This is a genomic window from uncultured Caulobacter sp. (assembly GCF_937900395.1).
Classification (GTDB): domain Bacteria; phylum Pseudomonadota; class Alphaproteobacteria; order Caulobacterales; family Caulobacteraceae; genus Caulobacter.
Window position 1 is genome coordinate 1 of sequence record NZ_CALCDX010000205.1, and the last position, 11,273, is coordinate 11,273.

The 11,273-nt window shown below is 66.8% G+C and carries 13 protein-coding genes and 1 tRNA gene; 4 read left to right on the top strand and 10 right to left on the bottom strand.

What is annotated here, in order from left to right; genetic code table 11:
* The 3 genes from cysW to Q0379_RS17955 form a co-directional block, all read right to left on the bottom strand.
* The coding region (gene cysW / locus Q0379_RS17945) for a sulfate ABC transporter permease subunit CysW (RefSeq protein WP_299014700.1) at positions 1-820 on the bottom strand (820 nt) is incomplete at its 3' end.
* Positions 820-1,683, bottom strand: a complete 864-nt coding sequence (gene cysT / locus Q0379_RS17950; RefSeq protein ID WP_299014703.1) for a sulfate ABC transporter permease subunit CysT — start codon at positions 1,681-1,683, stop codon at positions 820-822. The genes cysT and cysW, both read right to left, overlap by 1 nt.
* Before the next feature lie 270 nt (positions 1,684-1,953).
* Positions 1,954-2,028 (bottom strand) — tRNA-Lys (locus Q0379_RS17955).
* A gap of 127 nt (positions 2,029-2,155) precedes the next feature.
* Here Q0379_RS17955 and Q0379_RS17960 point away from each other — a divergent pair.
* Positions 2,156-2,860, top strand: coding sequence for a hypothetical protein (locus Q0379_RS17960; RefSeq protein ID WP_299014706.1), 705 nt, complete (start codon positions 2,156-2,158; stop codon positions 2,858-2,860).
* 7 nt (positions 2,861-2,867) lie between these two features.
* Here Q0379_RS17960 and tgt read toward each other — a convergent pair whose 3' ends face one another.
* Together tgt and queA are read right to left on the bottom strand one after the other, a co-directional pair.
* Complete coding sequence (gene tgt / locus Q0379_RS17965) at positions 2,868-3,983, bottom strand: tRNA guanosine(34) transglycosylase Tgt (protein ID WP_299014709.1); 1,116 nt, start codon at positions 3,981-3,983, stop codon at positions 2,868-2,870.
* A complete protein-coding gene (queA, locus tag Q0379_RS17970) occupies positions 3,983-5,089 on the bottom strand; it encodes a tRNA preQ1(34) S-adenosylmethionine ribosyltransferase-isomerase QueA (RefSeq protein ID WP_299014712.1) in 1,107 nt (368 codons plus the stop codon). The genes tgt and queA overlap by 1 nt, the downstream gene beginning before the upstream one ends.
* Positions 5,090-5,219: 130 nt before the next feature.
* Between queA and Q0379_RS17975 the strand changes: the two genes are divergently transcribed.
* Positions 5,220-6,191, top strand: a complete 972-nt coding sequence (locus Q0379_RS17975; RefSeq protein ID WP_299014715.1) for an endonuclease/exonuclease/phosphatase family protein — start codon at positions 5,220-5,222, stop codon at positions 6,189-6,191.
* A 54-nt stretch (positions 6,192-6,245) separates the two neighbouring features.
* Here the strand turns inward: Q0379_RS17975 and Q0379_RS17980 are convergent, their stop codons facing one another.
* The 5 genes from Q0379_RS17980 to coaD all read right to left on the bottom strand — a co-directional run bounded on the left by Q0379_RS17980 (position 6,246) and on the right by coaD (position 9,607).
* Positions 6,246-6,713, bottom strand: a complete 468-nt coding sequence (locus Q0379_RS17980; protein WP_099535886.1) for a peptidylprolyl isomerase — start codon at positions 6,711-6,713, stop codon at positions 6,246-6,248.
* A 93-nt stretch (positions 6,714-6,806) separates the two neighbouring features.
* On the bottom strand, positions 6,807-7,607 hold the full coding sequence (locus tag Q0379_RS17985; RefSeq protein ID WP_299014738.1) for a peptidylprolyl isomerase: 801 nt from the start codon (positions 7,605-7,607) through the stop codon (positions 6,807-6,809).
* A gap of 40 nt (positions 7,608-7,647) precedes the next feature.
* Positions 7,648-8,493, bottom strand: coding sequence for a peptidylprolyl isomerase (locus Q0379_RS17990; protein WP_299014723.1), 846 nt, complete (start codon positions 8,491-8,493; stop codon positions 7,648-7,650).
* Between the two features lie 117 nt (positions 8,494-8,610).
* Positions 8,611-8,979: a hypothetical protein gene (locus Q0379_RS17995; RefSeq protein ID WP_299014726.1), complete on the bottom strand. Its 369-nt coding sequence runs from the start codon at positions 8,977-8,979 to the stop codon at positions 8,611-8,613.
* Positions 8,980-9,115: 136 nt separating this feature from the next.
* Entirely contained in the window at positions 9,116-9,607 is a 492-nt protein-coding gene (coaD, locus tag Q0379_RS18000) for a pantetheine-phosphate adenylyltransferase (protein WP_066680994.1), read from the bottom strand.
* Positions 9,608-9,703: 96 nt separating this feature from the next.
* Between coaD and Q0379_RS18005 the strand changes: the two genes are divergently transcribed.
* The gene (locus tag Q0379_RS18005; protein WP_299014732.1) at positions 9,704-10,948 is read left to right on the top strand and encodes a cytochrome P450; all 1,245 of its coding nucleotides are present in this window, start codon (positions 9,704-9,706) and stop codon (positions 10,946-10,948) included.
* 10 nt (positions 10,949-10,958) lie between these two features.
* A partial coding sequence (locus Q0379_RS18010) for a bifunctional hydroxymethylpyrimidine kinase/phosphomethylpyrimidine kinase (RefSeq protein ID WP_299014735.1) occupies positions 10,959-11,273 on the top strand: 315 nt, incomplete at its 3' end.

Sequence of the window (11,273 nt, forward strand, 5' to 3'; positions counted from 1 at the left end):
GCTCGACCCACACCTTGATGACAAGGGTGACGAGGGCCAGCAGTGCCAATACCGACGCCACCGCGAAGGCTGCGGCAAACTGATATTCGTTGTAGAGAATCTCGACATGCAGCGGCATGGTGTTGGTCAGGCCGCGGATGTGGCCGCTGACGACCGACACCGCGCCGAACTCGCCCATGGCGCGGGCGTTACACAGCAGCACGCCATACAGCAGGCCCCAGCGGACGTTCGGCGCGGTCACCCGCCAGAAGGTGTAGAGCCCGCTGGCGCCCATCGACACCGCGGCCTCCTCCTCGCTGGTCCCCTGCTCCTGCATCAGCGGGATTAGCTCGCGCGCCACAAAGGGGAAGGTCACGAAGATGGTGGCCAGGACGATGCCCGGCACGGCGAAGATGATCTTCAGGTCGTTGTCCAGCAGCCACTCGCCCATCCAGCCCTGCAGGCCGAAGACGAGCACATAGATCAGGCCCGCCACGACGGGCGAGACCGAGAACGGCAGGTCGATCAGGGTGATCAGGAACGACTTGCCCCAGAAGTCATGCTTGGCGACGGCCCAGGACGCGCACAGACCGAACACCGCGTTGAACGGCACGGCGATCGCGGCGGTGATCAGGGTCAGCTTCACGGCGGCCAGGGCGTCGGGATTGCCGACGGCGGCCAGGGCGGCGTCCAGGCCCTTGCGCAGGGCCTCGGCGAACACGGCGACCAGGGGCAGGATCAGGACCAGCGCCAGGAAAGCCATAACGGTCCCGATGACCAGGACCTTGGCCCAGGTCGGATCGTCCGTGGCGCGGCGGTGGCGCGCAGCGACGGCGCTCATCAGGCGAACCTCCGCGACCAGGCTTGGATGGCGTTGATGACCAGCAGCATCGTGAACGAGACGGCCAGCATGACAACGGCGATCGTCGCGGCCCTGGCATATTCGAACTGCTCAAGCTGGATGATGATCAGCAGCGGCGCGATCTCGGACTTGTAGGGCATGTTGCCGGCGATGAAGATCACCGAGCCGTACTCGCCCACGCCGCGCGCGAAGGCCAGGGCGAAACCGGTCAGCCAGGCGGGCGCGAGGGCTGGCAGGACGATGCGGACGATGGTGTCGAACCGGCTGGCGCCGAGGCTGGCGGCCGCCTCTTCGACATCCTCGGCGGCGTCGCGCAGCACCGGCTCGATCGTGCGGACGACGAACGGCAGGCCGATGAAGATCAGGGCGATGGTCACGCCGATGGGGTTGTAGGCCGCCTTGATCCCCAGGGGAGTCAGGAACTGGCCGACCCAGCCATTGGGGGAATAGAGCGTCGCCAGAGCGATGCCAGCCACGGCGGTCGGCAGGGCGAACGGCAGATCGACCAGGGCGTTGACGATCGTCTTGCCGGGAAAGTCATAGCGGACCAGCGCCCAGGCGGTCAGGACCCCAAAGATCCCGTTGATCAGGGCCGCGACGAAGGCCGCGCCAAACGTCAGGCGGTAGGCGGCCATGGCGCGCTGGGATGTGGCGACGGTCCAGAACTCGGCCGGCGACTGCTGAGCGGCTTTCAGCACCACCGCCGAAAGCGGGATCAGCACGATCAGCGACAGGGCCGTGAGCGTTACGCCCATCGTCAGACCGAAGCCTGGAATGGCCGAGCGGCGGCGGAACAGCGGTCTCTTGGCCGGCGGCCGGCGCTCGGCGGTGTCGGCGGTCATCGTCTGATCGTCGTCCAGGGTCCGGGCTCGCCACATGGCTCTGTTGAAGCTGAACGCGTTCGGGGCCGTGTCCGGTCCCGGCGGCGTCGTGAAAAACTGAGCCGCTTAAATCTCTACCACGATCATGGGGCAAACGAGAAAAGCCGGATGGGACGTGGAGAAAAACTGGCGGGCGATAGCAACCAGGCCTTTGAGGACGCAGTCGTCAAGCCGCCTCCGCGCGATGAAACCGCGCGGCGGAGAAGCTTTTCAGATCAGAGACTTGAAGTTTGGTAGGCCGGCTGGGACTCGAACCCAGGACCATTCGATTAAAAGTCGAATGCTCTACCACTGAGCTACCGGCCCGCTCACGATCCGGCGGGGGCCGGTGGAAGCGGCGCGGACCATAGTCGGGGGTCGTCGCGGTCGCAAGCACGCTTTCGCCGTTTTTCCCGCCCAGAGTGGTAAAGCTGTGAGCAGGTTAGGGTGAGTCATGCGTAGAACCTTGCTTTTAGCGGGCTTTCTGGCGGTCGCGGCGGCCGGATGCGCGTCCGCGCGCCAACAGGCCGCGCCCACCCCGCCCCCCGTTCAAGAGTCGGATGAGCGCATCAAATCGACGTCGGAAGCGAACAAGGACGGAATCACCGGCGCCATGACCGCGCCGCTAAGAGACGTGAACGTCATCCGGACCAAGATTCCGCGCGTCCTGCTTGAGTCCATGGACGATCCGTACAAGCGTCCAGTCCCCGCGAGCTGCGCCAGCCTAATCTCCTTGATCAAACCGTTGGACGCGGCGTTGGGCGAGGACCTCGACAGCATGCCCGCGACTGGGGATGAGGACCTGATGGACCGCGGGCGCAAGGCCGCCGGCGAAGCGGCCCTCGGCGCCGTCGCCAGCGCCGCGCAGGACATGATCCCGATGCGGGGTTGGGTGAGGAAGCTCTCCGGCGCAGAGCGGCACGATCGCCTCGTGCAGAGCGCCATCGCCTCGGGCGCCGTACGCCGCGCCTACTTGAAGGGTCTGGGCGAGTCTCGCGGCTGCGATCCTCCGGCCACGCCGCAGCACAGGCCGCCCGCGCCGCCGCCAGTCGTCGATCCCGGGATGCCGCCGCCGCCGGACCCTTACGGCCCGCGCAAACCGCGCTTCCCCATCCATAAGGAGGAGCTTCCGCCCCAGCCCGAGGGGCCGTCCTCCTGACGCGCGGCTACTGAGACAGGTGCCGGGCGGCGAAGGCGCGGCGGAACTGCTCGAAGCGCCCCTCGGCGATCGCCGCGCGCATGGCGGCCGTCAGGGCCTGGAAGAAGGCGATGTTGTGCCAGGACAGCAGCACCTGGCCCAGGATCTCCTCGGCCTTGAACAGGTGCCGGAGATAGGCCTTGGAATAGTCGCGGCTGGCGGGGCAGTCGCTGGTCGGATCGAGCGGCGTGTCGTCCTCGGCGTACTTTGCGTTCTTCAGGTTGATCGGCCCGTCCCAGGTCCAGGCCTGGCCATGGCGGCCCGAGCGGGTCGGCAGCACGCAGTCGAACATGTCGACGCCGCGCGCCACGGCCTCCACCAGGTCGATCGGCTTGCCCACGCCCATCAGGTAACGCGGACGGTCGTGCGGCAGCAGGCCCGGCGCGTAGTCGAGGACTTCGCACATCGCCGCGTGCCCCTCGCCAACCGCCAGACCGCCGATGGCGTAGCCGTCGAAACCGATCTCCTGCAGCTTCTCGGAAGACTCGCGACGCAGGTTTTCGAAGGTCGAGCCCTGCTGGATGCCGAACAGGGCCTGGCGGTCGCGCGTCCCGAAAGCGTCCTTCGAACGCTTGGCCCAGCGGGCGGAAAGCTCCATGCCCTTGCGCGCCCTCGCCTCCTCGGCCGGCCAGGCGACGCATTCGTCCAGCTGCATGACGATATCGCTGCCCAGCAGATCGGCCTGGATTTCGATCGAACGCTCGGGGGTGAGCACGTGCTTGGAGCCATCGACGTGACTGGAGAAGGTCACCGCCTCCTCGGTCAGCTTGCTGATGCCCGACAGGCTCATGACCTGGAAGCCGCCGCTGTCGGTCAGGATCGGCTTGTCCCAGCGCATGAACTTGTGCAGCCCGCCTAGCCGCGCCACCCGCTCGGCCGAGGGCCGCAGCATCAGGTGGTAAGTGTTGCCCAGGATGATATCCGCGCCGGTGTCCTTGACCTGGTCGACGGTCATCGCCTTGACCGTGGCCGCCGTGCCCACGGGCATGAAGGCCGGCGTGCGGATGTCGCCGCGCGGGGTCTTAAGGACGCCGGTGCGCGCCTTGCCGTCCGTGGCTTTGATTTCGAAGGGGAACGCGGCCATCAGCGGGTCTCGGGCTCGGCGCGGAACAGCAGGCTGCCGTCGCCATAGGAATAGAAGCGATAGCCCGTCGATATGGCGTGCTCATAGGCCGCGCGCATCGTCTCGCGTCCGGCGAAGGCGCTGACCAGCATGAACAGGGTCGACTTGGGCAGGTGGAAGTTGGTCATCAGCACGTCGGCGGCGCGGAAGCGGTAGCCGGGCGTGATGAAGATCGCCGTCTCGTCCGCGAACGGTCGCACGACGCCATCCTCACCCGTGGCGCTCTCCAGCAGGCGCAACGAGGTCGTGCCGACGCAGACAATCCGGCCGCCGGCGACGCGGACGGCGTTCAGGGCGTCGGCGACTTCGCGCGTCACCTGGCCATACTCGGCGTGCATCTTGTGTTCGGAGACGTCGTCGGTCTTGACCGGCAGGAAAGTGCCGGCGCCGACGTGAAGGGTGACGAAATGGGTCGATACGCCCTTGGCCTTCAAGGCTTCGAGCAGTTCGGGCGTGAAGTGCAGCCCGGCGGTCGGCGCGGCGACGGAGCCGTCCTCGCGCGCATAGACGGTCTGGTAGTCGGCGCGGTCGCGCTCGTCCTCGCCTCGCTTGGCGGCGATGTAAGGCGGCAGCGGCATGTCGCCGTGTCGAGCGATGCCGATGTCGAGGTCCGGTCCGGAAAGGTCGAAGGCGAGCACGACCTCTCCGCCCTCATGCTTCTCGACGACGGTCGCATCGAGCCGATCAGCCTCGCAGGCCCGATCGTCGCGCGCGCCGAACGCGACGCGGTCGCCGACTTTCAAACGCTTGCCGGGACGCATGAAGGCGCTCCAGCGATCGGGCGCGACGCGACGGTGCAAGGTCGCCTCGACCGCGACCGGCGTGCCGTCCGCGCCGCCCGTCGTCCGCCCCTCGCGCAGGCCCGCGAGACGCGCCGGGATCACACGAGTGTCGTTGAAGACCATGGCGTCGCCGGGGCGCAGGAAATCGGGCAGTTCGCTAACCACGTGGTCAGCGAGTCCCTGGCCAGGACGCACGACCAGCAGACGTGCGGCGTCGCGCGGCTCGGCCGGCCGCAGGGCGATGCGATCCTCGGGGAGGTCGAAGTCGAAATCGGAAAGGCGCATGGGCGCGCTTCAAGCGCACGATGGGCGCCGAAGGTCAAGAGTCAGGCGATCAGCGGGAGGGACGCGGCGAAGCGATGAACCGTCAAACGCGAGCGCGCCAACGGTCATTGACGCATGCTAACAGCGGCTCATGCGTCTCATTACACAGCTCCTGAGTCTTCTCGTCCGCGGCACGGGCCTGATGCTAGGCTTATGTGGCGCCATTCTCGCTCTGACGAGCCTGGGCGGCGCGGTCAGCCCCCGGCTGGACGCCCTGACCCACGCGGCGCCGCTGTGGCTGGCCATGGGTGTCGGCGCGGTCCTGCTGGGAGGCCTCTTCGCGCGCGAGGCCGAGCGATGGGTCATCGTTGCGCTCGGCATCGTCACGATCAGCGCCTGCGGCGTGATGATGCTGCCTGAACTGCGCACGGCTTGGCGCTTCAAGCCGGAAGCTGCCGCGCCGGGAGACCTGAAGGTCATCCAGTTCAACGTCTGGCACGAGAACTATGCCCCGGACCAGAGCCTGAAGTGGCTGCTGGCGCAGAACGCCGACGTCATCGTGATGGAGGAAGGCGGCGGGGCGGCTTGGGCCGTCAACAAGGGCCTGCGGGCCGCCTATCCCTTCGCGTCCTGCAAGTCCGGGCGTTGCGAGCCTTGGATCTTTTCCCGCAGGAAGGTGAGCGCCTCCGGCTCGCTCCAGAAAGGGCTGCCGGGCGCATGGGCGACGATCGAGGACCCAGCGGGCCCCTTTACGATCCTCGGCGTCCATTATGTTTGGCCCGTGCCGGCGGGGCGCCAACAGGCGCAATCGGCGATGCTGGTCAAAGCCGCCTCGGACTTCGATAGCCGCAGCCTGATCATCACCGGCGACTTCAACTCGACGCCTTGGTCCTTCACCCTGAAGCGTCAGGACAAAGCGCTGGGCCTTAACCGATGGACCCGGGCCCTGCCCTCCTGGCCGTCCGGTCAGTTCTCGCGCGTCGCCGCCGCGCCAGCGCCCTTCCTGCCGATCGACCACGTCTATGCCGGCTCCGACTGGCGCGCGATCAAGGTCGAGCGCGGACCGGTCATTGGCTCCGACCATCGCCCTGTCATCGTGACGCTGCGCCGATCGCCCAAATAGAAACGGCTCCAGACGCGAAGTCTGGAGCCGCTTGAATGCGCGAAGCGCTGCGGGTTAGGCGTCGGCCGCGATCTTGGCGCTGACGATCTTGCCCGGCTCCTTCGGCGGCTCGCCCTTCGGCAGAGCGTCGACATGTTCCATGCCTTCGACCACCTGACCCCAGACCGTGTACTGACCGTCCAGGAAGGTGGCGTCGTCGAACACGATGAAGAACTGGCTGTTGGCCGAGTTCGGATCGGGCGTCCGGGCCATCGAGCAGACGCCGCGCACGTGCGGCTCCTTGTTGAACTCGGCCTTCAGGTCCGGCTTGTCCGAACCGCCGCGGCCGGTGCCCGACGGATCGCCGCCCTGGGCCATGAAGCCCGGGATGACGCGGTGGAAGACGACGCCGTCATAGAAGCCCTCGCGCACCAGTTCCTTGATCCGCTCGACGTGGCCCGGCGCCAGGTCGGGGCGCAGCTTGATGGTGACCGGACCGGTCTCCAGCGTCAGGATCAGGGTGTTTTCGAGGTCGGCCGACATGGTCTTCCCTTATGTGGCGAGTGATGCGACCGCGCTTCTAGCGCGGTTCAGGGCGCCCTGTGAACCAAGTCTTCGCGCGAAAACCGCTAGAGCTCAGCGAACTTCCGCCGGCAAATCGAGGTCGCAGACAGAAAAGTCCGCGCCTTTCAAAGCCCTCAGACGCTGAGTTTCGGCGGCGAACCACGGGCCTTTTGGGTCAATAAGTCGCACCCTGGGCCGTTCGGCTTCGGGGATGTCCGACAGCAGTCGAACCTTCAGCATCTGGTCTTGCGGCGCGGACACGGGTTCGCCCGTCTTGATGGCGCGCACCGCGCTTAATCCGCTGACCACGCGTCCAAAGGCGGTGTAGCGCTTGTCCAGCGACGGATAGGGCTGGCGCATCAAGAAGAACTGGCTGTTGGCCGAGTTGTTGTCCTCGTCCCGCGCCATGCCGACCACGCCGGGGCAATAGGTCCCCCAGGCCGCGACCTTGTGGTCGTTGGTCATGTCGCTCCAGCTCCAGGCCTGGCTGACGACCGGCAGGGACTTCAGGTAGCCGACCTCGAGGCCGGCCGGCGCGGCCATCGGGACGAACGGCGTCTCGGCGGTGCGGCGGAACGTGAACTCTGCCTTGAGGTTAGGCTTGTCGGAACCGCCCTCGCCCGTATTGGTCGGATCGCCTGTCTGAGCCATGAACCGATCGATAACCCGGAAGAAGGTCCGGCCATCATAGACGCCCGCGCGCGTCAGCTCCTGCAGGCGCGCGACATGGTTCGGGGCGACATCCGGGACCAGCTCAACCAGCACCCGCCCCTTGTTGGTGTCGATCACCAGGATCGTCTCGGGCGCAGGCGTGCGCCAATCCTTCTCCGACGGCTTGCTCGGCGTCGCCGCCATGGCGGCGCCCGAGGTCATAGCGAGAACCAGGCAAGGCAGCGCGCGCGAGAGCGTCATGTCATTTCACCTGAACGGGGACGTCGAGATCACAATTGGTGAAGCTGGCGCCGAGTTCAGCCTGCCGCTTGGTCACCAGAGCCTTGAAGGCGGCCGAGCGGGTGTCCATGACCCGCACGGTGGGACGCTTGTCCGCCGGCAGGTCGGCCAGCAGCTTGACGCTCAGCATCTTGTCCTGGGGATCCGGAACAGGCTCGCCGGTCTTGATGGCCCGAACGACATCGAGGCCCTGAAGCACGCGGCCGAAGGCGGTGTAGGTCTTGTCCAGCGAGGCGTTCGCCTGGCGCATGAAGAAGAACTGGCTATTGGCGCTGTTGGGATCGCCGGCGCGCGCCATGCCCAGGACGCCGGGACAGAAGTTGCCCCAGGTCGCGACCTTGCGATCGGCTGTCATCACGGCCAAGGCCGAGTTCTGGCTGGTGACGGGCAAGGCGTCGACCCAACCTTGTTCGTTGCTGCCCACCTTGAAGCCGCCCCCGAGCGGCAGGTCCGCGCCGCGGCGGAAGGTGAACTCGGCCGTCAGATTGGGCTGGTCCGAACCGCCCATGCCGGTGTTCTGCGGGTCGCCGGTCTGGGCCATGAAGTCGCTGATGACGCGGAAAAAGGTCAGGCCGTCGTAGAAGCCGCTTCTCACCAGGCTCCGGACGCGCTCGACATGGTTGGGCGCGGCCTGCGGATTGAGCTCGGCGATGATCCGCCCCTTGTTCGTTTCCACCACGATCACGTTATTGGGGTCAGGCGCGCGCCACTCCGCGCCAGTTGGAGCGGCGGTCTGGGCCGAGGCCGTCGTAGCGGAGGCCGTCACTGCGGCGAGCGCCAAGGCGGCGGCGGTCATGGCGAACTTCATCGATTACCCCGAACAGACTAGGTCATGGCCGGCGTAGAACGACACGGCCTCCCCGACAAGTGCGACGACCTTTGAACCGGAGGATTCCGGCCGCTTCGGGGCGGAGGCAAGCCTTGGCTAGGCCTGGTATCGAAATGTCCTTTGCATGTCGCGCGCACCGAACATCTCCCGCGCGTCGTTGGTCTTTGACGTCCGCCTTGCGGACAGCAACAAGGAGACCTCGATGAACCGGCACGTCCTCATGATCGGCTTGTCCGCCGCATCGCTCGCCGCCGCCATGGCCGTGGGCGGCTGCTCCCGCCAAGACCAGAACCAGACCCCGACGACAGCGACCGACCCACCCGCGAGCAGCTCGATGACGGGCCAAACCCCGACATCACCCGACCTGACGAGGCCAGGAAACATCGATACCGGGACCGGTGTGAGCGGAACGGGAACAACGGGTTCGACGGCCGGCGGTCCAGGAACCACCGGCTCGAACAGCACGCAGGATCGTTCGACGGGCACGACGCCAGGAGCGGCGACCTCAGGCTCGTCGTCGGAAACCAGCAGCGGTCAAAGCCCGCCGCGCTAACCCGTCGTCAGTACGGGAAGTCGCCAGGCGACTTTCCCGCCCTGGCGATCAGCCGCGCCCGACCTTGGTCAGCAGTTGCTGGGCGACGCCGCCGGGGACAAACTTGGAGATGTCGCCGCCCAGGGTGGCGATCTCCTTGACCAGCCGCGAGGCGATCGCCTGGTGACGCGGGTCGGCCATCAGGAAGACGGTCTCGATCTCGCGATCCAGCTGCTGGTTCATCGCCGTCATCTGGAACTCGTACTCGAAGTCGGCGACGGCGCGCAGGCCGCGCACGATCATCTGGGCGTTCACATCCCGGGCGAAGTGCATCAGCAGGCTTTCGAACGGTCGGACCTCGATCTCGGCGATCTTGGTCAGGTGCGCCGTCTCGCGCTCGAGAATGGCGACCCGCTCGTCTAGCGAGAACAACGGCCCCTTGCCGATGTTCACGGCGACGCCGATCACCAGCTTGTCGACCAGTTTCACGGCCCGCCCGATGATGTCGAGATGACCGTTGGTGACCGGATCGAAAGTCCCGGGATAAAGCCCGACCCGCATGCAACCCCCTACGCTAACGGGAGAGGGTTACAGGGTCTCGTCCGCCCCGCTGTCCTCGCCCTGGTTATCGTCGCCGCCGGAATCGGCGACGCCTCCGTGTTCCAGGCGTCGAACGTCTTGCCCGCCGGCAGCACCGCCGCGACCGCCCGCTCGCGCCAGCGCCACACCTGCACCGATCCGTCCGAGCGCGCGAAGGCGTTCGCCACCCTGCGCGCCGAGCCGGGGATCACCTGGCACAAGTCGTTCGACGTCCCGTTCCCACACGAGGAGAAGGGATTCTGGGCGGTCACCCGCCACGCCGACATCGCCGCGGTGAGTACCAACCACCGCGTCTTCTGTTCCGGACAGGGGGTCGGCGTCGGGCCCATCCCGGTGGAGTTCGAGCGGATGATGAGCTTCTTCCTCACCATGGATCCGCCCGAGCACACCACCTATCGGCGGATCATCAGCGCGGCGTTCACCCCGAAGCAGATCCGCAAGGTCGACGAAGTCATCGCGACCAACGCGCGCGACATCGTCGACGCCGTCGTCGGCGCGGGCGAGTTCGACTTCGTCGAACGGGTCGCCGCGCTCCTGCCGATGCACACCGTGTCCGACTTGGTCGGGGTTCCGCGCAGTGAGCGCGACGCGGTGACCGAAGCCGCTGGGCACATCATCGCCGCCGAGGACACCTCCGAGGCCGCCGTCACCCAGCTGTTCGAGAGCATGCAGTACCTGCAGGCGATGGGGGCCGACCTGGCGCAACATCGTCGCGAGCACCCGGCCGACGACCTGATGACGAGCATCGTCGAGGCGGAGGTCGACGGGAACCGCCTGACCGACGAGCAGGTCGGCGCCTTTCTGATCCTGCTGTCCACCGCGGGTAACGACACCACCAAGCAGACGACCTCACACATCATCAAGGCGCTCGCGGAGAACCCGGATCAGCAGGCCTGGCTCATAGAGGACTTCGACGGACGCATCAAGCCGGCCACCGAGGAGTTCGTCCGCTACGCGACGCCGGTCATGAACTTCGCCCGCCACGCCACCGAGGACACCGTCATCGGGGACCAGCCGATCGCCAAGGGCGAGAAGGTGGCGATCTTCTACTGCTCGGGCAACCGGGACGAGACGGTCTTCGACGATCCCGACCGTTTCGATCTGACGCGGTGGCCCAATCCGCACCAGGGCTTCGGCGGTGGCGGCGTCCACTATTGCCTCGGACACTTCGTCGCGAAGACCCAACTCCGGTGCATCTTCTCCGAGCTGTTCACCAAGCTCCCCAACCTCGAGGTCGGGGAACCGGTGTACCTCGAGAGCAATTTCGTCCACGGCATCAAGTCGCTGCCGGTCCGAACCTAGGAGAACGACGATGACCGCTACGTGCCCGTTCCACCTGCCGGCCGCCCAGAACACCGAGGGCGTGCACGGTATCGTGCCGGTGGAGCCTGCCTTCATTGTCCAGCAGATCGAGGTCGTGCTGGGCGACATCGGCGCCGATGCGATCAAGACCGGCATGCTGCACAGCGCCGAGGTGATCGCCGCGGTGGCGTCGTCTTTGCGTCGCCGTGGCCGCGGTGCGCCGCTGGTGGTCGACCCTGTGATGGTCGCCAGCAAGGGCCGTCACCGCCTGTTGCAGGAGGAGGCCGAAGCGGCGATGCGCGAGGTATTGCTGCCGATGGCGACG